17 protein-coding genes are annotated in these 23,689 nt (G+C 71.3%); 8 read left to right on the top strand and 9 right to left on the bottom strand.

Features of this window, described 5'->3' with window-relative positions; all coding sequences use genetic code 11:
* Positions 1-25 precede the first annotated feature (25 nt).
* The 7 genes from ACX6XY_RS17400 to ACX6XY_RS17430 all read right to left on the bottom strand — a co-directional run bounded on the left by ACX6XY_RS17400 (position 26) and on the right by ACX6XY_RS17430 (position 9,285).
* Complete coding sequence (locus tag ACX6XY_RS17400) at positions 26-1,231, bottom strand: acyl-CoA dehydrogenase family protein (protein ID WP_460331482.1); 1,206 nt, start codon at positions 1,229-1,231, stop codon at positions 26-28.
* A gap of 2 nt (positions 1,232-1,233) precedes the next feature.
* Positions 1,234-1,749, bottom strand: a complete 516-nt coding sequence (locus ACX6XY_RS17405; protein ID WP_460331484.1) for a MaoC family dehydratase — start codon at positions 1,747-1,749, stop codon at positions 1,234-1,236.
* A 6-nt stretch (positions 1,750-1,755) separates the two neighbouring features.
* Positions 1,756-2,745, bottom strand: coding sequence for an HpcH/HpaI aldolase/citrate lyase family protein (locus tag ACX6XY_RS17410; RefSeq protein WP_460331486.1), 990 nt, complete (start codon positions 2,743-2,745; stop codon positions 1,756-1,758).
* Positions 2,742-4,769, bottom strand: a complete 2,028-nt coding sequence (locus ACX6XY_RS17415) for a protein meaA (RefSeq protein ID WP_460331488.1) — start codon at positions 4,767-4,769, stop codon at positions 2,742-2,744. The genes ACX6XY_RS17410 and ACX6XY_RS17415 overlap by 4 nt, the downstream gene beginning before the upstream one ends.
* Before the next feature lie 9 nt (positions 4,770-4,778).
* Positions 4,779-6,140 (bottom strand): crotonyl-CoA carboxylase/reductase, encoded by a 1,362-nt coding sequence (gene ccrA, locus ACX6XY_RS17420; protein WP_460331490.1) that lies wholly within the window; start codon positions 6,138-6,140, stop codon positions 4,779-4,781.
* 432 nt (positions 6,141-6,572) lie between these two features.
* On the bottom strand, positions 6,573-7,415 hold the full coding sequence (locus ACX6XY_RS17425) for a TetR family transcriptional regulator (protein ID WP_460331528.1): 843 nt from the start codon (positions 7,413-7,415) through the stop codon (positions 6,573-6,575).
* Positions 7,416-7,500: 85 nt separating this feature from the next.
* The gene (locus ACX6XY_RS17430) at positions 7,501-9,285 is read right to left on the bottom strand and encodes a 3-hydroxyacyl-CoA dehydrogenase family protein (RefSeq protein ID WP_460331492.1); all 1,785 of its coding nucleotides are present in this window, start codon (positions 9,283-9,285) and stop codon (positions 7,501-7,503) included.
* 380 nt (positions 9,286-9,665) lie between these two features.
* Here ACX6XY_RS17430 and ACX6XY_RS17435 point away from each other — a divergent pair, with 380 nt between their 5' ends.
* On the top strand, positions 9,666-10,271 hold the full coding sequence (locus ACX6XY_RS17435; protein WP_460331494.1) for a HEAT repeat domain-containing protein: 606 nt from the start codon (positions 9,666-9,668) through the stop codon (positions 10,269-10,271).
* 213 nt (positions 10,272-10,484) lie between these two features.
* On the opposite strand, the gene ACX6XY_RS17440 is transcribed toward ACX6XY_RS17435, so the two are convergent.
* Together ACX6XY_RS17440 and ACX6XY_RS17445 are read right to left on the bottom strand one after the other, a co-directional pair.
* A complete protein-coding gene (locus ACX6XY_RS17440; RefSeq protein ID WP_460331496.1) occupies positions 10,485-10,886 on the bottom strand; it encodes a RidA family protein in 402 nt (133 codons plus the stop codon).
* Positions 10,887-10,932: 46 nt separating this feature from the next.
* The gene (locus tag ACX6XY_RS17445) at positions 10,933-12,537 is read right to left on the bottom strand and encodes an alpha/beta hydrolase (RefSeq protein ID WP_460331498.1); all 1,605 of its coding nucleotides are present in this window, start codon (positions 12,535-12,537) and stop codon (positions 10,933-10,935) included.
* 236 nt (positions 12,538-12,773) lie between these two features.
* Here ACX6XY_RS17445 and ACX6XY_RS17450 point away from each other — a divergent pair, with 236 nt between their 5' ends.
* The 7 genes from ACX6XY_RS17450 (at position 12,774) to ACX6XY_RS17480 (ending at position 23,687) form a co-directional block, all read left to right on the top strand.
* Positions 12,774-13,217, top strand: a complete 444-nt coding sequence (locus tag ACX6XY_RS17450) for an SRPBCC family protein (protein WP_460331500.1) — start codon at positions 12,774-12,776, stop codon at positions 13,215-13,217.
* Positions 13,218-13,470: 253 nt separating this feature from the next.
* Positions 13,471-15,915, top strand: coding sequence for an MFS transporter (locus ACX6XY_RS17455; RefSeq protein WP_460331502.1), 2,445 nt, complete (start codon positions 13,471-13,473; stop codon positions 15,913-15,915).
* Positions 15,916-16,090: 175 nt separating this feature from the next.
* Entirely contained in the window at positions 16,091-18,619 is a 2,529-nt protein-coding gene (locus ACX6XY_RS17460) for a SpoIIE family protein phosphatase (RefSeq protein WP_460331504.1), read from the top strand.
* A 123-nt stretch (positions 18,620-18,742) separates the two neighbouring features.
* Positions 18,743-19,468, top strand: coding sequence for a methyltransferase domain-containing protein (locus tag ACX6XY_RS17465; RefSeq protein ID WP_460331506.1), 726 nt, complete (start codon positions 18,743-18,745; stop codon positions 19,466-19,468).
* Between the two features lie 86 nt (positions 19,469-19,554).
* Positions 19,555-20,388, top strand: coding sequence for a M55 family metallopeptidase (locus tag ACX6XY_RS17470; RefSeq protein ID WP_460331508.1), 834 nt, complete (start codon positions 19,555-19,557; stop codon positions 20,386-20,388).
* Entirely contained in the window at positions 20,381-21,697 is a 1,317-nt protein-coding gene (locus tag ACX6XY_RS17475) for a M20/M25/M40 family metallo-hydrolase (RefSeq protein ID WP_460331510.1), read from the top strand. Before ACX6XY_RS17470 ends, ACX6XY_RS17475 begins: the two co-directional genes overlap by 8 nt.
* A 13-nt stretch (positions 21,698-21,710) precedes the next feature.
* Positions 21,711-23,687, top strand: coding sequence for an LpqB family beta-propeller domain-containing protein (locus tag ACX6XY_RS17480; RefSeq protein ID WP_460331512.1), 1,977 nt, complete (start codon positions 21,711-21,713; stop codon positions 23,685-23,687).
* Positions 23,688-23,689: the final 2 nt, after the last annotated feature.

Below are 23,689 nucleotides of genomic sequence, written 5' to 3' on the forward strand. Positions count from 1 at the left end.
CGACGAAAGCCACCAAAAGGGACTTTCATCCCTGGAATCGGTACTCCTCGAGCAGTCGGCGTCCAATGATCATTTTCTGGATCTCGGCGGTACCTTCACCGATCAGCAGCATCGGGGCCTCCCGGTAGAGGCGCTCGATCTCGTACTCCTTCGAGAAGCCGTAGCCGCCATGGATCCGGAAGGCGTCTTCCACCACCTCCTTGCAGTACTCGGACGCGAGGTACTTCGCCATCCCTGCTTCGAGGTCGTTTCGCTCCCCGGAGTCCTTTTTGCGTGCCGCGTTTACCATCATCGCATGCGCGGCCTCGACCTTGGTCGCCATCTCGGCCAGCTTGAACTGGATCGCCTGGTGCTGGGCGATCGGCTTGCCGAAGGTGTGCCGCTGCTGGGCGTAGGAGACGCCCAGTTCGAAGGCACGCTGCGCGACGCCGCAGCCACGCGCGGCGACGTTGACGCGGCCGACCTCGACGCCGTCCATCATCTGGTAAAACCCCCGGCCGGTGGTCCCGCCGAGCACCCGATCAGCCGGAACCCGCAGGCCATCCATGATCAACTCGGTGGTGTCGACGCCCTTGTACCCCATCTTGTCGATCTTTCCGGGGATGGTGAGGCCGGGGCGGACCTCTCCGAAGCCGGGTTCCTTCTCGACCAGGAAGGTGGTCATCGACTTGTGCGGCGCGCTGCCCTCGGGGTGTCCTTCGTCACTTCGGCACAGCACCGCCACCAGCGTCGAGGAGCCGCCGTTGGTCAGCCACATCTTCTGGCCGTTCAGGACGTACTCGTCGCCGTCCTGTACGCCCTTGGACGTGATCGCCGACACATCGGAGCCGAGCGCCGGTTCCGACATCGAGAACGCGCCGCGCACCTCGCCCAGCGCCATCCGCGGCAGGAAAGTGTCCTTCTGCTCCTGGGTGCCGTGCTGCTTGAGCATGTACGCCACGATGAAGTGCGTGTTGATGATCCCGGACACGCTCATCCAGCCGCGCGCGATCTCCTCCACGCACAGCGCGTAGGTGAGCAGCGACTCGCCCAGCCCCCCGTACTCCTCGGGGATCATCAGCCCGAACAGGCCGAGTTCCTTGAGGCCTTCGACGATCTGCGTGGGGTACTCGTCGCGGTGCTCCAGCTCGGTGGCGACCGGGATGATCTCCTTGTCGACGAAGTCCCGCACCGTGGACAGGATTTCCTGCTGGACGTCGGTGAGACCGTGGGTCTGGGCGAGTCGCGTCATGGTTACTTCTTCTCCTGTGCCTTGGGCTCAGGGCGGCCGGGCTGCTCGCCGCCGCGCTCCTTGATGTACGTCTCGGTGGGGACCATCACCTTGCGGCGGAACACGCAGACCAGCGTGCCGTCCTGCTTGTAGCCCCTGGTCTCCACATAGACGATCCCGCGGTCGTTCTTGGACTTCGACGGCGTCTTGTCCAGGACGGTCGTCTCGCCGTAGACCGTGTCGCCGTGGAAGGTCGGCGCCACATGCTTCAGCGACTCGATCTCCAGGTTGGCGATCGCCTTGCCCGAGACGTCCGGGACCGACATGCCGAGCAGCAGCGAGTAGATGTAGTTGCCCACGACGACGTTCTTGCCGAAGTCGGTCGTCCGCTCCGCGTAGTTGGCGTCCATGTGGAGCGGGTGGTGGTTCATGGTGAGCAGGCAGAAGAGGTGGTCGTCGTACTCGGTGACCGTCTTTCCCGGCCAGTGCTTGTAGACGTCCCCGACGGTGAACTCTTCGTAGGTGCGGCCGAACTGCATGGTGTCTTACGCCTCCGGGGCCTCGAACGTGGATGTGCGCCGCATACCGGCGGCCCGGCCCTTGCCCGAGATGACCAGGGCCATCTTGCGGCTGGCCTCGTCGATCATCTCGTCGCCGAGCATCGCGGAGCCCTTCTTGCCGCCCTCCTCGGAGGTGAAGTACTCGTAAGCGTCCAGGATCAGCTCGGCGTGGTCGTAGTCCTCCTGGGAGGGCGAGAAGACCTCGTTGGCCGCGTCGACCTGGCCGGGGTGCAGCACCCACTTGCCGTCGAAGCCGAGGGCCGCCGCGCGCCCGGCGACCTCCCGGTAGCCGTCGATGTTCTTGATCTGGAGGTACGGGCCGTCGATGGCCTGCAGGTTGTGGGTGCGGGCGGCCATCAGGATGCGCATCAGGATGTAGTGGTACGCGTCCGCCGGGTAGCCGGGCGGCTGCTCGCCGACGACCAGCGACTTCATGTTGATGGACGCCATGAAGTCGGCCGGGCCGAAGATGATGGTCTCCACGCGCGGCGAGGCGGCCGCGATCGCGTCGACGTTCACCAGGCCCTTGGCGTTCTCGATCTGCGCCTCGATGCCGATCTTGCCGACCTCGAAGCCCATGGTCTTCTCGATCTGCGTGAGCAGCAGGTCCAGGGCGACGATCTGCTGGGCGTCCTGGACCTTCGGCAGCATGATGCAGTCGAGGTTCGGGCCCGCGCCCTCGACGACGGTCACCACGTCGCGGTACGTCCAGTGGGTCGTCCAGTCGTTGACCCGCACCACGCGGGTCTTGCCCGTCCAGTCGCCCTCGTTGAGGAACTTGACGATGGTGTGCCGGGCGTCCGGCTTGGCCAGCGGCGCGCAGGCGTCCTCCAGGTCCAGGAAGACCTGGTCGGCGGGCAGGCCCTGGGCCTTCTCCAGGAAGCGCGGGTTGGAGCCGGGGACCGCGAGGCAGGAGCGGCGCGGGCGGAGCCGGTTCACCTGCGGGGACTCGGGCTGCGGCTGGGGCTGGGTCATGCGGGGACCTCCAGGGGGTCGAGCTTGTTCGCTTTCCGGATCTCGTCGACGATACGGCCGATGATCTCCGTGATTCCGAAGTCCTTCGGGGTGAAGACGGCGGCCACACCCGCGCGCTTCAGTTCTTCGGCGTCGGCGTTCGGGATGATCCCGCCGACGATGACCGGGATGTCGGCGGCGCCCGCCTCGCGGAGCCGCTCCAGCACGTCCGGCACCAGTTCGGCGTGCGAGCCGGAGAGGATCGACAGGCCCACGCAGTGCACGTCCTCGGCGAGCGCGGCGGAGACGATCTGCTCGGGGGTGAGCCTGATGCCCTGGTAGACCACCTCGAAACCGGCGTCACGCGCGCGTACCGCGATCTGCTCGGCGCCGTTGGAGTGCCCGTCCAGGCCGGGCTTGCCGACCAGCAGCCGCAGCCGCCCGGAGCCCATCTCGGTGGCGGTCCTGGCGACCTTGTCGCGGACGACGGCCAGCGGCGTGCCCTCCTCGGCGGCGACCGCGACCGGAGCCGACGAGACGCCCGTAGGCGCCCGGAACTCGCCGAACACCTCCCGCAGGGCCCCGGCCCACTCGCCGGTCGTCACACCGGCGCGTGCGCACTCCAGGGTGGCCTCCATGAGGTTCGCGTCGGTGGCCGCGGCCTCCTTCAGCTTCTCCAGGGCCTTGCAGGGCCGCGGGTGGTTGAACGGCGGCTGGTAGCGGGTGTCCCGCCAGGCGCGCAGCGCCGCCGTGACGCGGCCCTCCACGGCCGGGTCCACGGACATGATCGAGCCGTCCAGGTCCGCGGTGAGCGGGTTCGGCTCGGTGGACTCGAAGCAGTTGACGCCGACGATCTTCTCGTCGCCCGCCTCGATCCTGGCCCGCCGCTCGGCGTGCGAGGACACCAGCTGGGACTTCAGATAGCCGGACTCGACGGCCGCCATCGCGCCGCCCATCTCCTGGATACGGTCCATCTCGGCCAGCGAGTCGGCCACCAGGGCGTCCACCTTGGCCTCGATCACATGCGACCCGGCGAAGATGTCCTCGTACTCCAGCAGATCCGACTCATGGGCCAGCACCTGCTGGATGCGCAGCGACCACTGCTGGTCCCAGGGGCGCGGCAGCCCCAGCGCCTCGTTCCAGGCCGGGAGCTGCACGGCACGCGCGCGTGCGTCCTTGGAGAGAGTGACGGCCAGCATCTCCAGGACGATCCGCTGGACGTTGTTCTCCGGCTGCGCCTCGGTCAGGCCGAGCGAGTTGACCTGCACGCCGTAGCGGAAGCGGCGCTGCTTGGCGTTCTCGATGCCGTACCGCTCGCGGGTGACCTGGTCCCAGATGCGGCCGAACGCCCGCATCTTGCACATCTCCTCGACGAAGCGGACGCCCGCGTTCACGAAGAACGAGATACGGGCGACCACGTCCCCGAACTTCTCCGGCGGCACCTGGCCCGAGTCCCGCACGGCGTCGAGCACGGCGACCGCCGTGGACATCGCGTACGCGATCTCCTGCACCGGCGTGGCCCCGGCCTCCTGCAGGTGGTAACTGCAGATGTTGATCGGGTTCCACTTGGGGATGTGGCTGACCGTGTACGCGATCATGTCCGTGGTCAGCCGGAGGCTCGGCCCCGGCGGGAAGACATGCGTCCCGCGCGAGAGGTACTCCTTGACGATGTCGTTCTGCGTCGTCCCCTGCAACTGGCTGATGTCGGCGCCCTGTTCCTCGGCGACGACCTGATAGAGCGCCAGCAGCCACATGGCCGTGGCGTTGATCGTCATCGAGGTGTTCATCTGCTCCAGGGGGATGTCCTGGAACAGCCGCCGCATGTCACCGACATGGGAGACCGGGACGCCGACCCGGCCGACCTCGCCGCGGGCGAGGATGTGGTCGGCGTCGTAGCCGGTCTGCGTCGGCAGGTCGAACGCGACCGACAGGCCGGTCTGGCCCTTGGCGAGATTGCGCCGGTACAGCTCGTTGGACGCCTCGGCCGTGGAGTGACCGGCGTAGGTGCGCATCAGCCACGGCCGGTCCTTCTGGCGCTCTGTCATCGGGAGACCTCAGACGTTCCGGAAGCGGTTGATGGCGTCGATGTGCTGGGCGCGCTTCTCCTCGTCGCGCACACCGAGTCCCTCACGGGGGGCCAGCCCCAGCACGCCGACCTTGCCCTGGTGGAGGTTGCGGTGCACGTCGTACGCGGCCTGCCCGGTGTCCTCCAGCGAGTACACCTTCGACAGGGTGGGGTGGATCTTGCCCTTGGCGATCAGGCGGTTGGCCTCCCAGGCCTCGCGGTAGTTGGCGAAGTGCGAGCCGATGATCCGCTTCAGCGACATCCACAGGTAGCGGTTGTCGTACTCGTGCATGTAGCCCGAGGTCGAGGCGCAGGTGGTGATGGTGCCGCCCTTGCGGGTGACGTACACGCTCGCGCCGAAGGTCTCGCGGCCGGGGTGCTCGAAGACGATGTCGATGTCCTCGCCGCCGGTGAACTCGCGGATGCGCTTGCCGAAGCGCTTCCACTCCTTCGGGTCCTGGGTGCGCTCGTCCTTCCAGAACTTGTAGCCCTCGGCGTTGCGGTCGATGATCGCCTCGGCGCCCATCTTCCGGCAGATCTCGGCCTTCTCGGGCGAGGAGACGACACAGACCGGGTTGGCGCCGCCCGCGAGCGCGAACTGCGTGGCGTAGGAGCCGAGTCCGCCGCTCGCGCCCCAGATGAGGACGTTGTCGCCCTGCTTCATCCCGGCGCCGTTGCGGGACACCAGCTGGCGGTACGCGGTGGAGTTGACCAGGCCGGGAGCCGCGGCCTCCTCCCAGCTGAGGTGGTCCGGCTTGGGCATCAGCTGGTTGGACTTGACCAGCGCGAGCTCCGCGAGGCCGCCGAAGTTGGTCTCGAAGCCCCAGATGCGCTGCTCGGGGTCGAGCATCGTGTCGTTGTGGCCGTCGGACGACTCCAGCTCGACGGACAGGCAGTGCGCCACGACCTCGTCGCCGGGGTTCCAGGCGTTCACGCCGGGCCCGGTGCGCAGCACCACGCCCGCCAGGTCCGAGCCGATGACGTGGTACGGCAGGTCGTGCCGCTTGGTGAGCTCGCTGAGGCGGCCGTAGCGCTCCAGGAAGCCGAAGGTGGCCATCGGCTCGAAGATCGAGGTCCACACGGAGTTGTAGTTCACGGACGAGGCCATGACGGCCACGAGGGCCTCGCCCGGACCGAGTTCGGGGACCGGCACCTCGTCGAGGTGCAGCGACTTGCGGGGGTCCTTGTCGCGACTCTCCAGGCCCTCGAACATCCCGGTCTCGTCCTTGTGCACGGTGATCGCGCGGTAGGACTCGGGGATGGGCAGGGCCGCGAAGTCGGCGGCGGAGGCCGCGGCGGAGTCGCTGTTCGATGCGGTGCGCGATTGGATCGCGTCGAGGATTTCCTTCACGGTGTGCCTCCGGCGAAGCTGTCTGAGGGGACGCTTGAGGGGAACGTCGGGGTGGTGCTGTGGAGGTGTGCCGTCGGTTCGGCGGAGGTGGTGCTGCGGCAGCGCCTTGGTGCGGCGCGAGAGGTGCCTGTGACGCAGGCGTCCGGGCGGTTGAGGGGACAGCCGGCGTACGGATGTTCGCTGCACGCCGGCCGCCCGGACGACATCAACGTATGACACCGGGTGCCAGTGGGCAAGACACTGAGTGCCAGGAATTTCTCTCAGTTGTCACTTGAGGGCGACATCTGAGCGATGATCGATCATCGCAGGTCAGAGAGGGTGCGAAAGCCACGAGCCCACGGTAGGCACAAACACCGGGCGGGCCCGGTGGGGCCCGCCCGGTGTCGCTCGATGCGGTGGACTGCTTACGCCCGCTCGCGCAGGGCGTTCTCGCTACGCCCGCTCGCGCAAGGCGTTCTCGATCGTGCGCATGACCTCGTCCAGGGGCGCGTCCGTACGGGCCACGGTCACCAGGACCTCGCCCCGCGCCCGCACCGCCGCCGCGGACTGCGCGTCCGCCGATGAGCGCCCCGCGCCGATCCCGGTGCCGAAGGTCTTCCGTACGATCGCGAAGGCCCGGTCCAGCTGGGCCTCCACATCGCCCTGGCCGCCCGCCCGCAGCCAGCGCCGCAGCACGTGGTTGTGCGCGGTGACCACGGCGGACGCGGCGACCTCGGCGAGCAGCGGGTCGTCGTTGCCGTCGTGGTGCGCGTGCTCGTCGAAGTGGCCGAGCAGATAGCGCGTGAACAGCCGCTCGTACCGGGCCACGGAGGCGATCTCGCGCTCGCGCAGGGTCGGCACCTCACGGGTGAGCCGGTAGCGCTCGACGGACACCGTCGGCGCGGCCGCGTACATCTTCATGACTTCCTTGATGCCGCGGCACACCGTGTCCAGCGGGTGCTCGTGCGGCGGTGCCGCGTTCAGCACCGCCTCCGCGCGGATCAGGGTGTCGTCGTGGTCGGGGAAGATCGCCTCTTCTTTGGAGCGGAAGTGCCGGAAGAAGGTCCGGCGCGCGACCCCGGCGGTGGCGGCGATCTCGTCGACGGTCGTCGCCTCGTAGCCCTTGGTCGCGAACAGTTCCATGGCCGCGGCGGCCAGCTCCCGGCGCATCTTGAGCCGTTGGGCGGCGGCACGGCTGCCCGCGGGGTTCTCCGGAGCGGCGTCGGGCGGGGCGGGCGTACGCGAAGGCCGTTGGCCAGGGTCTGTGGGCTGGGGCATGCACCGAACGTACTGCATGTACGCGGCCGGGGGCGGACTCGGGACGGTACTGCCCGCGGGGGCGCCCGAAGGCCCGAGCAGCCCGCCCCAGTCCGCGTGCGGCTCAGCCTCGGGCATATTCGCGGAAGCCGCGCCCCGTCTTCCGCCCCAGGCACCCAGCGGCCACCAGGTGCTCGAGCAGCGGCGCCGGGGCCAGGCCCGGCTCGCGGAACTCGCGGTGCAGCACCTGCTCGATGGCGAGCGAGACGTCGAGGCCGACGACGTCCAGGAGCTCGAAGGGCCCCATCGGGTAGCCGCCGCCGAGCTTCATCGCGGCGTCGATGTCGTCGAGCGTCGCGTAGTGCTCCTGCACCATCTTGATCGCGTTGTTGAGGTACGGGAACAGCAGCGCGTTCACGATGAACCCGGCGCGGTCGCCGCAGTCCACCGGGTGCTTACGGACCTTGGCGCACACCTCGCGGACGGTCGCGTGGACGTCGTCCGAGGTCAGCACGGTGCGGACCACCTCGACCAGCTTCATCGCCGGGGCCGGGTTGAAGAAGTGCATCCCGATCACGTCCTGCGGGCGCGAGGTGGCGCGGGCGCAGGCGACGACCGGCAGCGACGAGGTGGTGGTCGCGAGCACAGCGCCCGGCTTGCACACCTTGTCCAGCGTGGCGAACAGCTGCTGCTTGACGGCCAGGTCCTCGGCCACCGCCTCGACGGCCAGATCGACGTCGGCGAAGGCGTCCAGCGAGCCCGCCGGGGTGATCCTGGCCAGCACCTCGTCGGCGGCCTCCTGCGTCATCCGGCCCTTCTTGACCGAACGCGAAAGCGACGTGGCGATCCGGGACTTGGCGGTCTCCGCCTTCTCCAGGCTGCGGGCCGCGAGCACCGTGGCGTACCCGGCCTTGGCGAACACCTCGGCGATGCCGGACGCCATGGTGCCGGAGCCCGCGACGCCGACCGCGTCGACCGCGCGGCCCGGCGCGGCCGACGCGTCGGCCAGCGGCGTCAGCGCGTCCCGCACCACGGTGGCGCTGCCCGGCTCCTCGTACGTGTAGAAGCCGCGGCCCGCCTTGCGGCCGGTCAGCCCCGCCTCGCTGAGCTGCCCCAGGATCGGGGCGGGCGCGTGCAGCCGGTCGCGGGAGTCGGCGTACATCGCCTCCAGGACCGTGCGCGCGGTGTCGACGCCGATCAGGTCGAGCAGGGCGAGCGGGCCCATCGGCAGCCCGCAGCCCAGCTTCATGGCGGCGTCGATGTCCTCACGGGACGCGTACTTCGCCTCGTACATGGCGGCGGCCTGGTTGAGGTAGCCGAACAGCAGCCCGTCCGCGACGAATCCGGGCCGGTCGCCGACCGCCACCGGCTCCTTGCCGAGGTCGAGCGCGAGCGAGGTCACGGCCTCGACCGCGCGGGGGTCGGTGAGCACCGACGAGACCACCTCGACCAGCTTCATCGCCGGGGCCGGGTTGAAGAAGTGCAGCCCGAGCACCCGCTCGGGACGCGCCGAGTCGGCGGCGAGCCGGGTCACGGACAGGGCGTTGGTGCCGGTGGCGAGGATGGCGTCCGGGCGGACGATCGCGTCGAGCTCGCCGAGCACCTCGTGCTTGGCCTCGTACGACTCCGGGACGACCTCGATCACCAGATCGGCGTCGGCCGCGGCGTGCAGGTCGCAGAAGGTGCGGAACCGGGCCAGGGCGGCCTGCCGCTCCTCGTCGGTGAGCTGCTCGCGGCGCACGGCGCGGGCGGTCGAGGCCTCGACCGAGGTCACCGCCTGGGCGGCGGCCGCCTCGCTGACGTCGATGCCGATGACCTCGCGGCCGGCGCGGGCCAGCACCTCGGCGATTCCGGTGCCCATGGTGCCGAGGCCGACGACGGCCACGGTCTGCAGGGAGGGACGGTCCATCGCGGACTCCAGGAATGAGTGAGTGACGACTGAGAGGGCGCACACGGCCGGGCGGGGGCACGGCGCCGCGCGGCGGCTGCCGGGCGCGCCGGGTACGCCAAGGCGCGTACCGCGTGCGGGAGTTGCGTGTCGTGGTGCCGGGCGCGGAGGGCGCGCCCGTAAGGAGTCGACGGGCTCTGTCCCCGAGCCGCGTCGTACAGGTGGTGCTGAGTGCCGAACCGACAGAGCACTCACGGCGGCTGCGTCACCAGGCCGCCGAGAGGTGCGGGGGTAACCCGCTCGTATGAGCTTAACCGGCGGGTAACGAGCGCGCCAGCCCTGGGATCGCCCCGATGTTGTGAGCTGGATCGCTCGCTGGGGACAGCCCTAGGGTGGCGGGCATGGACGAGGAGTCGCGTGCGGTCATCGAGCGGTTACGGATGGAGGCCGCGGCGGCCTCCCCGGTCGAGGGCGCGAGCGCGCCCCTCAAGGCGTACGAGCGGCTGTGCGCCACCCGTGATCCAGGGGAACTCGCCCAGGTGCTCACCGAGCCGGGGCAGCCCCTGTGGGCACGCGAGCTGGCCGCCTTCCGGCTCGGCCGCGCGGGCGACCGGCGGGCCTTCGAGACGCTGGTCCTGCTGCTCAACCACCGCGACCCCGAGCGCTGCGCCGCCGCCGCGCACGCGCTGGCCCGGCTCGGCGACCCGCGCACCGCGCGGGCGGCGGCCGCGCTGGCCACCAACGAACTGCGCGTCGCCTACGCGCTGCACCCGGTGCGGCTGCTCACCGCGTTGCGCGCCGCCGAGTCGGTGCCCGCGCTGATCACGGTCCTGGAGCGCCGCATGGGCTCCCCGCGTGATCCGTACTGGCGGGTGGCGCTCGCCTGTGTCGAGGGCCTCGGCGCGCTGGGCGACGGGCGCGCGACGCCCGTGCTCACGGCGGCCCGCGCCCATCCGCGGCTCGCGGCGGCGGCCACGGCGGCGCTGGCGCGGGTGGGCGACGACTGACACCGCGCCGTCAGAGTGGCGGCTCCCCGCGTAGCGCACCTCGGACTCGCGGTACGGGCCGTGGCAGGCCCAGCCGACGACGGCGCCCGCGCGCTCGGCGACCAGATGGACGGCCGTGCCGCCCGCCGCGAGCCGCCGCCGTAGCTCCGCGTCATCGGCGACGCTGAGCGGGTCCTGGTGCATGGGCGCACCCTAGAAGAGGAGGGGCGGCGGTCAGTCCTCGCTGATCACCGCGAGCGCCTCGATCTCCAGGAGGAACTCGGGCGCGACCAGTCCGGCGACCTGGACCGCTGACGCGGCGGGGAGTCGCTCGGGGTCGATGAACTCGTCCCGCGCGGCCCGGACGGCTGGCATGAACGCGGTGTCCGTGACGAAGTACGTCAGCTTCACCACGTCGTCGAAGTCCGCGCCCGCCGCCGCCAGGCAGCGGCGCAGGTTCCGGAACACCTGCCGGGCCTGCGCCGCCGGGTCGCCCGGACCGACCAGTTCGCCCGCCGCGTCCAGGGCGAGTTGGCCGGAGACCGCGACGAACCGGCCGGCGCCCAGCACCACATGGGTGTAGGCGGTGGCCGGGAAGACGCCGTCAGGGTCGGGTATGCGGGTGAGTCGGCTCATGGGCTCATCTTCGCCCATGAGCCGACTCGGGCCGGACCGGCGTCGGTCAGGGGCGGAAGCCCAGCAGACCGTGCAGCGCGGCCCCGCCCGTGCCGTTGCCCGTGGCGCTGCCCACGCCCGCCGCCTTGGCCGCGGCGTCGGCCTCGAACGGCTCGGGGTCGGGCAGCGCCGCGCAGACCGCGTCCGCGTCGCCGCCGTCGCCGCGCGGGACCGTGCCGTCGGTCAGGTACGCGGCCAGGTGGGCGTCCAGGCAGCCGTTGCCGCTGAGGCTGATGCCGTGGTTCCCGCCGCCCTGCTCGACCACCAGGCTGGAACCGCGCAGCTTGCGCTTCATCGCCACCGCGCCCTGGTACGGCGTGGCCGCGTCGTCCGTCGCCTGGAAAAGCAGCACCGGCGGCAGCTGGGAGTTGGCGACGTCCGGCGGAGTCAGCGACTTCGTGGGCCAGAACGCGCACGCCGCGTTGTACCAGGCGTTGTTCCAGGTCATAAAGGGCGCCTGGATATACGTCTTCCAGGTGGTGTAGCGCCACTGGTTCCAGTCGCGCGGCCACGCGGCGTCCCGGCACTCCACGGCGGCGTAGACCGAGTAGCCGTTGTCGCCGCCGGAGTCGACCGCGGCGAAGTTCTCGTACGCCGTGACGAGCGGCTCGGCGTCCCGGTCGTTGACGTACGCCGCGAACGCCTCGGCCAGATACGGCCAGTAGCCGGTGTAATAGCCGCCGGGCAGGAAGGTGTCCTCGACCTCGGCCGCGCCGACCTTGCCGCCCGCGGGCCGCTTGGCGAGGGAGCGCTGCATCTTGTACCAGAGCGCCTCGACCCTGGCCGGGTTCGTGCCGAGCCCGTAGGCCGCGTCGTGCTTCGCGACCCAGGCCGCGAACGCCTTGTGCCGGTCGTCGAAGGCGAGGTCCTGGTTGAGGTTGACCTGCTCCCAGACGCCGGTCGGGTCGACCACCGAGTCCAGGACGGCCCGGCGCACCCGCTCGGGGAACAGCTTCGCGTACACCGCGCCGAGATACGTTCCGTACGAGTAACCGAAGTAGTTGATCTTCTCCGCGCCGAGCGCCCGGCGGATGACGTCCATGTCCGTGGCCGAGCTGACCGTGTCGATGTACTTGAGCAGGTGGCCGTACTTCTTACCGCAGGACTCGGCGAAGGCCTTCGCCCGCGCGAGGTTGGCCCGCTCGATCGTGAACGTCTTGGGCACCGACGCGGGCCGCACCGGAGCGAAGTGGTCCGGGCGGCAGTCCAGCGCGGGCTCGCTGGCCCCGACGCCCCTCGGGTCAAAACCGATCACGTCGTACTGTGCCGCGACCTTCTCGGGCAGTGACTTGGCCACGAAACCGGCCAGATTACGACCGCTGCCGCCGGGGCCGCCGGGGTTGACCAGCAGCGGGCCCTGGTAGGTCGCCGAGGTGTGCGGTACTCGGGACAGCGCGATCTTGATCTTCTCGCCGTACGGGTTCGCGTGGTCGAGCGGGACCTCGACCGAGGAACACTGCAGGGTCGGATAGTTCGCCGTGGCGCAGTCGGTCCACTTCAAGGCGGTGCGCGGTGCCGCGGCGTCGCCGGTGCTGGCCGCGGACGGAACGGCCGAGACCATTCCGCCGACCACCACGGCGACGCCGAGCAGCGCCAGTGCGTTTCTTCTCATCTGGCCTCCCGAAATCGGGGAAACGGACTGTGCATGCCACAGCCCCTGGCGCATCGTGCCCGAAACCCACCGCGGAGGGGCGTGTTCTGCCGATATTTGACCAGAGTGAGGGGGTGTCATGTGGCGGGTGGCCCACCGGAGTCGGTCCGCCCGGCTGACTTCGCGTGCGTATGCTGCGGTTTCACCTGCAACGCCGACAGCGACTCGGCACACAACGCACCAGTGGAGGAAGTGCCATGGCACAGGTCGAGGCCGTGACCGAGCGGACCATCGCGGCAAAGCCGGACGACGTCTTCGACGCGCTGGCCGACTACAGCGGCGCGCGCGCGAAGCTGCTGCCCGAGCACTTCAGCGAGTACGAGGTGCGCGAGGGCGGCGACGGCGAGGGCACCCTCGTGCACTGGAAGCTCCAGGCCACCAGCAAGCGCGTCCGTGACTGTCTGCTCGAGGTGGCCGAGCCGACCGACGGGCAGCTGGTCGAGAAGGACCGCAACTCCTCGATGGTCACCACCTGGACCGTGACCCCGGCGGGCGAGGGCAAGGCGCGCGTGGTCGTCACTGCCGTCTGGAACGGCGCGGGCGGCATCGGCGGCTTCTTCGAGAAGACCTTCGCGCCGAAGGGGCTCGCCCGGATCTACGACGAGGTGCTCGCCAAGCTGGCGGCCGAAACGGAGAAGTAGACCCGCGCCTCAGAGCCGCCGGGAGCCGCCCGGAGCCGCCCGGAGCCTCCGGCGGCTCCGGCGCACTCACCGGTTCGGGTGGTTCTCGTCCCTGGGGCGTTAGCTCGTCCCAGGGTCTCCCACCGGCGATGACACCCTCTCAGGCCCCGTTCCTGCCCGCTCGTCGCGCTTGCTCCCAGTTGTCGCGCAATGCGAGAAAAGGGCGGCGCATGGCGCATTGGGCGGTGGGCGGTCGCGACGATGGGGAGCTGACGTGGGTGGGACGACGCTGGTGCCGGGCCGGGCCGAGCAGGCCGACGACCGGGCCGGGGCCGAGGACCGGGCCGGACAGGTCGCGGTATCCGGCGAGCTCCCGCCCCCGGCCGGACCCACGGCCGGGCCGACGCGGGCGGCGGCCCAGCCGCTGAGCCCGCGCCGGGTGCGGCTGGTGTTCGCCGGGCTGCTGCTCGCGCTGTTGCTCGCGGCCCTGGAACAGATGATCGTCGCCACCGCGCTGCCGAAGATCGTGGGGGAGCTGCACGGCCTGGACCAGATGTCCTGGGCGATCACCGCGTACCTGCTGACCTCCACCGTGGCCCTGCCCGTCTACGGCAAGCTGGGCGATCTCTTCGGGCGCAAGGGCGTCTTCCAGTTCGCCATCGTGGTGTTCGTCATCGGCTCGGCGCTGGCCGGATGGTCCCGCTCCATGGAGGAGCTGATCGCCTTCCGGGCGCTCCAGGGCGTCGGCGCGGGCGGACTGTTCATCGGCGTACAGGCGATCATCGCCGACATCGTGCCGCCCCGGCAGCGCGGCCGCTACATGGGGGTCATCGGAGCCGCCTTCGGCCTCGCGTCGGTGGCGGGCCCGCTGCTCGGCGGCTTCTTCACCGACCACGTCTCCTGGCGCTGGTGCTTCTACTTCAACGTCCCCTTCGGGCTGCTGACCCTGGCCGTCGTCTCCGTCGTGCTGAAGCTGCCCAAGCCGACCGTCAAGCCCCGCCTGGACGTACTGGGCGCGCTGCTGCTGGCCGCCGCGTCAACCTGCCTGGTGCTGCTCACCAGTTGGGGCGGTACGCAGTACGCCTGGGGCGACCGGGTGATCCTCGGGCTCGCCGGGGGCGCCGTCGCCGCCACCGTGCTCTTCCTGGTCGCCGAGCGCTTCGCCGCGCAGCCGCTCATCCCGCTGCGGCTGTTCCGCGACCCGACCTTCACGCTCACCGGCCTGATCGGGGCGGTCGTCGGGGTCGCGCTGTTCGGCGCGGCCAGCTACCTGCCGACCTTCCTGCAGATGGTCGACGGTGCGAGCGCCACCGAGTCCGGGCTGCTGATGCTCCCCATGATGGGCGGGATCGTCGGCGCCTCCATCGTCACCGGCCAGATCATCAGCCACACCGGGCGCTACCGGGTTTTCCCGATCACCGGTGGCGCTGTCTCGGTCGTCGGCATGTGGCTGCTCTCCCAGCTGGCGGCGGACACCCCGCGACCGCACTACAGCATCTGGATGGCCGTCCTGGGCGTCGGCATCGGCCTGGTGATGCCGGTCCTGATCACCGCCGTGCAGAACGCCGTGCCGCCCGCCGACCTCGGCGTCGCCACCAGCGCCAACAACTACTTCCGGCAGATCGGCGGCAGCGTCGGCGCCGCCGTGTTCGGCACGCTCTTCGCGGACCGGCTGGCCGACGCGCTCGGAGCACGGCTCCCGGCGGACGCCGACCTGCCCGACCCCGAGTCGCTCACACCGACGCTGGTCCACCAGCTGCCCGACGCCCTGCGCGACGGCTACATCCTGGCGTACGCGGACGCGATGCCCCGGATCTTCCTCTACCTCGTGCCGGTGCTCCTGCTCGGCCTGCTGATCGCCTTCTTCCTCAAGGAGACCCCCCTGTTGTCCAGCGCAGCGCAGCACTCCGCGTCCGACGCCGAGCCCACCGCCATCCCCCGAGCCCGTACGGCGCAGACCGCGGGGGTACCCGTGTGCGGTGCCGTCCAGCACTCCGACGGCAGCAGTGTGCCCCGAGCGGCGCTCACCCTCATCGACGTCACGGGACAGCAGATCGGCCGGGGCGCCAGCGGCGATGACGGCCGCTACGCCCTGTCGACTCCGGGGTCCGGCAGCTACGTCCTGATCGCGGCCGCGGGCGGCCACCAGCCGCAGGCCGTGTCCGTCACCGTCGGCGAACGCCCGGTCGAGCTGGACGTGGTGCTGGGCGGCGCGGGCCGCCTCGCGGGCCAGGTGGTCACGGCGGACGGCTCGCCGGTCAGGGGCGCGGCGGTGACCCTCACCGACGTACGCGGCGAGGTGGTCGCCAGCACCCGCAGCGGACGCGAAGGGGGATATGTGATCTCCGACCTGGTGGCCGGTGAGTACACCCTGGCCGGGAGCGCGCCCGCGTTCCGCCCGGCCGCGCTGCCGGTGAGCGTCCAGGCGTCCCGCGAGACCCGCCAGGACGTGGAACTCGCGGGCGGCGCGGTGCTGCGCGGCACCGTACGGGCCGGTGGCGGCCGCGCCGTGGAGGACGCGCGCGTGACGCTCCTGGACGCCGCGGGCAATGTGGTGGACACCCTCACCACCGGACCCGACGGCACCTTCCGCTTCGTCGATCTGTCCTCCGGCGAGTACACGGTGATCGCGGCCGGATACCCGCCGGTGGCGACGGTGCTCCAGGTCGCCGGAGGCGGGCGCACCGAGCGGGATCTGCAACTGGGCCACGAGGACTGAGCCGAGGGGTGCCACCGCGGCGCGATCGGGGGGCGCTCCAGGGGCGCTCCGGGGGCGTTCGGCGGCGCACGCGCGAGCGCCAATTGGCGCGTTGCCGCACATGCCGACCCCCGCTGGCCGTACCGTGGTCGTGGCAGTGCGGATCTTGCGCCGCCGTGGGAAGGAGCCCAGTCCGATGGAGCGTGGCACTCCACAGGGGCCGGTGCCGTCGGCGGCGCTGGCCGGCCGGATTCCGCTGGCCGTGGTCGTGGTGGACGGCGCGGGTCTGGTGTCGCACTGGAGCGCCGGCGCGCGCCGGCTCTTCGGCCCCGCGCGAGAGGAGGCCGTGGGGCGTGCGGCCGCCGATCTGCTGCCGGTCTTCGGCGCGCTGCCCGACGACGACGCCGACGAACCCGTGGCCGCGTACGGGGAGTACGGCGCGTACGGCGGGCGTCACGCGTCCGGCGGCGTCGGGGGCCTGGAGCTTGAGGCGTCGCTGGACGGCCAGTCGCCCTGTCCGGCCGCCGGACGGGCCCGTATCCCGGTGCCGGAGCGCGGCCGGGCCGACGTCCTGTGGTGGGCCTATCCGCTGATCGGTCCGGGCCCTGCGCGCCTCCTGGTCCTCGCGGCGGACGCGGCGGGCGTGGACGACCCGGACGCCCCGTACGACGACGAGGCCGACCCCGGCGCCAGGGCGCGGGAGCGCATCGCGCCCGGCTTCGCGCTGCACACCGAGTTCCCCGGCGCCGACGACCTGGCGCACAGGCTGCCCGAGATCCTGCCCAGCATGAGCGTCGGCGAAAGCTCCCGGATCGTCTCCCAGGTACTCGAACTGGGGTATCCGGTCCTGGAGTTCAGCCACCACGACCGGGTGCCGGTGACCCCGGACTGGGGTGTGCCGCGCCGCGCCGGGCACCTGGCGCGACGACAGCGCGCGGCACGGCCCGCGACCGCCGGACCGGACGGCGGGGCCGCCGACGGCACCGAACACGCCGAGGCCGCTGAGGACGCCGAGGACCTCGAGTACGCCGCCGTGCGCGAGCGCCTGGAGTTCCTGAACGAGGTCAGCGGGCGGATCGGCTCCTCGCTGGACCTGTCCCAGACGATCGTCGAGGTCAGCCGGGCCGTCGTGCCGCGCTTCACCGACGTCGCCGGGACGTATCTGCGCGAACAGGTCGTCGCGGGCGAGGGCTTCCCCGAAGGCCCGCCGGACGCCACGACACTGTGGCACCGGGTCGCCGTGGAGCACACCGACGAGCCGGGCCGCTGGGACGACGTCGTCCCGGTCGGCGAGTCCATGCCGTTCCCAGTGCACACCCCGTTCTTCCAGTGCATGACCACGGGTGAGCCGGTGCTCGTACCGCGGATCAGCGAGGAGACGGGCACCGCGATCGCCGCGCAGTTCGAGAAGCGCGACATCCGGCCGCTGATCAACAACCGCTCGATGCTGGTCGTACCGCTGAAGGCGCGCAATGTCGTGCTCGGCTTCATGATCCTGCTACGGCACCCGGAGCGGCGCCTGTTCAACGACATGGACCGCGTCACCGGCGCCGAACTCGCCGCCCGCGCCGGGCTCGTGCTGGACAACGCACGCATGTACACCTACCAGGAGAACGTCGCCGAGACCCTCCAGGACTCCATGCTGCCGCACATCGCGCCCAGGATGGCGGGGTGCGACATCGCCACCCGCTATCTGCCGGGCACCCTGCTCGGCCGGATCGGCGGCGACTGGTTCGACTCCGTCAAACTGCCCGGATCACGGACCGCCCTGGTCGTCGGCGACGTCATGGGCCACGGACTCAACTCCGCCGCGATGATGGGCCAGTTGCGTACGTCTGTGCAGACCATGGCGGCCCTGGACCTGCCGCCCGCGCAACTGCTGCGGAACCTGGACGACCTGGCCCAGCGGCTCGGCGAACAGTACCTGGCGACCTGCCTCTACGCGGTGTACGACCCGATCGCCGGTGAACTGGAGATCGCCAACGCCGGGCACATCCCGCCCGTCGTGGTCCGCGCCGACGACGGGCGCAGCGAACTCCTGGACCTGCCGACGGGCGCGCCCATAGGAGTGGGCGGTGTGCCCTTCGAGTCCGTGCGGATCCCGGTCGCACCCGGTGACCGGCTGGTGATGTGCACCGACGGTCTCGTCGAGGTGCGCGGCACGGACATCGGCGTGGGTCTGGCCGCACTGTGCGAGTCGGCGGCCCACCCCGCGGCCTCCATGGACGACGCCTGCGACACCATCATCCGTGCCCTGGCCGCGACGTTCTCGGTGTCGGGACACGGCGACCGCAAGGACGACGTCGCCCTGCTGATGGCCCGGCTGAACGGCATCCCGCCCCAGAACGTGGCGAGTCGGCCGCTGACGACCGATCCGGGACAGGTCCGCGCGGCGCGCACCTGGGTCGGTGAACAGCTGCGGACCTGGGAGCTGCCCGACGACCTGGCGCACACCGCGCGGCTGCTCGCCTCAGAGCTGGTCGCCAACGCCGTACGGCACGCCCGAAGCCGCTGGATCCACCTGCGCCTGGTGCGCACCGACGTGCTGCTCTGCGAGGTGGAGGACGAGGACCACACCCTGCCGACGCTGCGCGCCGCCGCCCCCACCGACGACGCCGGGCGCGGGCTGCGCGTGGTGAGCGGCCTCGCCGGTCAGTGGGGGACCAGCCGCACCGACACGGGCAAGTCGGTGTGGTTCGAGTTGCCGCTGCCCAGGGGGAGTTGACACCCAGGGGGCGCGCGGCGGCGGCCGTGTGCCGAACGCTCGGTGAAGGTATGCCGCACCGCTTGTCCGGACAACCCAGGCAGGGTAGACCGATCTCTACGATCACAACCTGGGGAGCTGGTCATGAGCGCGACGCGTCGGTACAGGGACGCCTGGGAAGCCTTCTGGAGCGAGGCGTCCGACGAACAGGGAGCCGTCTTCTGGGACTCCGAACCCGCCCTCACCGTGGGCCTCCACCTCGCGCTCTTCGAGCCGCACCTGACGGCCGGGGACCTTCCGATGATCGACCTCGGCTGCGGCAACGGCACCCAGACCCGCTTTCTCGCCGACCGCTTCCGGCATGTCGTGGGCGCCGACCTGTCGGCCGGTGCGCTGGCGCACGCGCGCGCCGCCGACCCGGCCGGGCAGGCTGAGTACCGGCAGCTGGACGCCACCGACAAGGGCGAGACCGAGCAGCTGCACGCGGAGCTGGGCGACGCCAACGTCTATATGCGCGGCGTACTCCACCAGTGCGAGTCCGACGGCCGCCAGGCGCTCGCCGAGGACATCGCGACCCTGGTGGGTGAGCGTGGCCGGGCCTGCGTGGTCGAGCCGTGCCAGGCCGCGGGCCCGCTGCTGATGGGGCTCGCGCAGGGAGCGGCCGGCCCGCCGCCGAAGATGGCGCCGGTGCTGCGGCACGGCATCGCGCCCCTGGAAGTGACGGACGCGGAGGTACTCGACGTGTTCCAGAGCGCGGGCCTGACCGTCCTGGCGAGCGGCGAGCTGCCGCTGACCACCACCGACTGCCTGCCCGACGGCACCCGCATCGAGCTGCCCTCGCGCTGGCTGGTCGTAGGCCGTCCAGGGTAAAGGGCGGGCCGCAGATCTGGTCTACTCCGGTGAGGGTTATCCACAGGCCTGGTTCCGTTGTTCGGTGACGCGTACGGTTTCCTTCCATGAAGATCCTCATCAGCGCCGACATGGAGGGCGCGACCGGTGTGACCTGGCCCGCCGACGTGCTCCCCGGCACCCCGCAGTGGGAGCGCTGCCGCCCGATGTTCACCTCCGACGTGAACGCGGCGGTGCGCGGCTTCTTCGACGGCGGCGCCGATGAGGTGCTCATCAACGAAGCGCACTGGACCATGCGCAATCTGCTGCTTGAGCACCTCGACGAACGGGCCGAGATGCTCACCGGACGGCACAAGTCCCTGAGCATGGTCGAAGGCGTCCAGTACGGGGACGTGGACGGCATCGCCTTCGTCGGCTACCACGCGGGCGCGGGCATGGAGGGAGTGCTCGCGCACACCTACCTCGCCAACTCCATCACCGGCGTCTGGATCAACGACGTCCGGGCCAGCGAAGGCCTGCTCAACGCCCATGTGGCCGCCGAGTACGGTGTACCGGTGCTTCTGGTCACCGGCGACGACCTCGCCTGCGAGGACGCGCTCGGGTACGCGCCCGAGGCGCGCAAGGTCGCGGTCAAGGACCACGTCTCACGGTACGCGGCCGTCTGCCGCACCCCCGCGCGCACCGCCGCCGACATCCGGGCCGCGGCCAAGGAGGCCGCCTCGCTGGCCGTGCGGTACGAACCGGTGCGCGGCGGGCCGTTCACGGTGGCGCTCGAGTTCGACGCCGAACACCTGTCCCTGGCGGCCACGGTCGTGCCGGGCGTGGCGCGCATCGGGGAGCGCAAGGTCGCGTACACCAGCGAGACGATGTACGAGGGCATTCGCACGTTCAAGGCGGTCACCACGCTCGTGTCCGCCGCGGTGGAGGAGCAGTATGGCTGACGGACAGGCACTGGACGAGGTCGTCCGGTTCACCTCGGACCTGATCCGGATCGACACGACCAACCGCGGCGGCGGCGACTGCCGGGAGCGGCCCGCCGCGGAGTACGCCGCCGAGCAGCTGGCCGGAGCAGGACTCAGCCCCGCCCTCCTGGAACGCACCGCGGGACGCACGAACGTGGTCGCGCGCATCGAGGGCACCGACCCGTCGGCCGACGCGCTGCTGGTGCACGGCCACCTGGACGTGGTACCCGCCGAGGCCGCCGACTGGCAGGTCGACCCCTTCTCCGGGGAGGTGCGCGACGGCGTGGTCTGGGGGCGCGGCGCCGTCGACATGAAGAACATGGACGCGATGATCCTCGCGGTCGTACGGTCCTGGGCGCGGCAGGGCGTGCGCCCCAGACGCGATGTGGTGATCGCGTTCACCGCGGACGAGGAGGCCAGCGCCGAAGACGGCTCCGGCTTCCTCGCCGACCGGCATCCGGGCCTCTTCGACGGCTGCACCGAAGGCATCAGCGAGTCCGGGGCCTTCACCTTCCACGCGGGCCCCGGCATGGCGCTCTATCCGATCGCGGCGGGCGAGCGCGGCACCGGCTGGCTCAAGCTCACCGCCCGCGGCCGGGCCGGGCACGGCTCCAAGCCCAACCGGGCCAACGCGGTCAGCAGACTGGCCGGGGCGATCGCGCGGATCGGCGAGCACGAGTGGCCGGTGCGGCTGACCCCGACCGTCAAGGCGGCGCTGCGCGAACTCGCCGCACTGCACGGCCTCGACGCGGCGGTCGACGCCCCGGACTTCGACGTGGACGCCCTGATCGGCAAGCTGGGCCGGGCGGCAGCGCTGGTCGAGCCGACCGTGCGCAACAGCGCCAACCCCACGATGCTGACAGCCGGCTACAAGATCAATGTGATTCCGGGCGAAGCGGTGGCGTATGTCGACGGCCGCTATCTTCCGGGCGGCGAGCAGGAGTTCGCCGACACCCTCGACCGGCTCACCGGACCCGATGTGGAGTGGGAGTTCCAGCACCGCGAGGTCGCGCTCCAGTCGCCGGTCGGCACGGACACCTACGCCAAGATGCGGGCGGCCGTCGAGGAGTTCGCGCCGGAGGGGCACGTCGTGCCGTTCTGCATGGCGGGCGGCACCGACGCCAAGCAGTTCTCCCGGCTCGGCATCACCGGCTATGGCTTCTCGCCGCTGAAGCTGCCCGAGGGCTTCGACTACTGGGCCCTGTTCCACGGCGTCGACGAGCGGGTGCCCGTGGAGGCACTGCACTTCGGCACCAAGGTGCTCGACCGCTATCTGCGCACGGCCTAGGGGAGTGGGGGACATGGTACGGACGCTGCCGTACGGAGCCTGGACGTCACCGATCGACGCGGCCCTGGCCGCGTCGCGCGACGGACGCCCCGAGTATGTGGGCTTCGTCGGCGACGAGGTGTGGTGGACCGAGCCGCGCCCCGCGGAGGGCGGGCGGCGGGCCCTGGTGCGCGGAACCGGACACGGCGAGCGGTCGGTGCTGCCCGCCCCGTGGAACGTCCGCAGCAGAGTCATCGAGTACGGCGGCCAGCCGTGGGCCGGGGCGGCGCGGCCCGAGGGTCCGCTGGTGGTGTTCGTCGACTTCGCCGACCAGCGGCTGTACGCCTACGAGCCGGACCGCCCCGAGGCCGGGCCCCGGCCGCTCACCCCCGTGTCGCCGGTCGGCGACGGACTGCGCTGGGCCGACCCGCGGATCCATCTCGACCGCGGCGAAGTGTGGTGCGTCCTGGAGGAGTTCACCGGCAGCGGGCCCAGTGACGTACGCCGCGTGCTGGCGGCCGTGCCGCTGGACGGCTCCGCCGCCGACGACCGCGCGGCGGTACGGGAACTGTCCGACGGACGGCACCGGTTCGTCACAGGCGCCAGGCTCTCGCCGGACGGACGGCGCGCCGCCTGGATCGCCTGGGACCACCCGCGAATGCCGTGGGACGGCACCGAGCTGATCCTCGCCGACGTCGGCGAGGACGGCCTGCTGCGCCAGGCGCGGGCCTGCGCCGGAGGCGAGGACGAGTCGATCGTCCAGGTCGAGTGGGCGTCGGACGGCGCCCTGCTGTTCGCCTCCGACCGCAGCGGCTGGTGGAACCTGTACCGCGCCGACCCGCACCGGGGCGCCGTCGCGCTCTGCCCGCGCGAGGAGGAGTTCGCCGGGCCGCTGTGGAAGATCGGCCAGCGCTGGTTCACGCCACTGGCGAACGGACTGATCGCCGTGGTGCACGGCGTCGGCGCCACCGCGCTCGGCATCCTGGACCCGGACAGCGGCGAGGTCGTCGACACGGCGGGACCCTGGACGGAGTGGGCCCCGACCCTGGCCGCGCACGGCTCACGGGTCGTCGGCGTCGCGGCGAGCCCGCGCAGCGCGTACGAGGTGGTGGAGCTGGACACCGCGACCGGCCGCGCTCGGGTGATCGGCGCCGCGCACGACGACCCGGTGGACCCCGCGTACTACCCGGAACCGCAGATCCGCACCTTCGTGGGCCCCGCGGGACGCGAGATCCACGCGCATATCTACCCGCCGCACAATCCGGGACACCGCGCGCCCGACGCCGAACTGCCGCCCTATGTGGTCTGGGCGCACGGCGGGCCCACCGGGCACGCGCCGCTCGTCCTCGACCTGGAGATCGCCTACTTCACCTCACGCGGCATCGGAGTCGCCGAGGTCAACTACGGCGGCTCGACCGGATACGGCCGCGCCTACCGGGACCGGCTGCGGGAGCAGTGGGGCGTCGTCGACGTCGAAGACTGCGCGGCCGTCGCCACGGCGCTGGCCGACGAGGGCACCGCCGACCGGTCCCGGCTCGCCATCCGCGGCGGCAGCGCCGGGGGCTGGACCGCCGCCGCCTCGCTCGCCACCACCGATGTGTACGCCTGCGGCACCGTGCAGTACCCGATCCTCGACCTCACCAGCTGGGGGACCGGCGAGACCCATGACTTCGAGTCGCGGTATCTGCACTCGCTGATCGGCCCGGCCGACGAGGTGCCGGGACGCTACCGCGAGCGCTCGCCCCTCACGCACGCCGAGCGGGTCACCGCGCCCTTCCTGCTGCTCCAGGGCCTGGAGGACGTCATCTGCCCGCCCGCCCAGTGCGAGCGGTTCCTCGCCAGGATGGCCGGGCGCCGGGTGCCGCACGCCTATATCGCCTTCGAGGGCGAGAGCCATGGCTTCAGGCGCGCGGACACCGTGATCCGCTGTCTGGAGTCCGAACTCTCGCTGTACGCGCAGACCTTCGGCATCAACCCGCCCGGCATCCCCACCCTGGAGCTCAGCAAGTGACC

Source organism: Streptomyces sp. O3 (genome assembly GCF_054788135.1).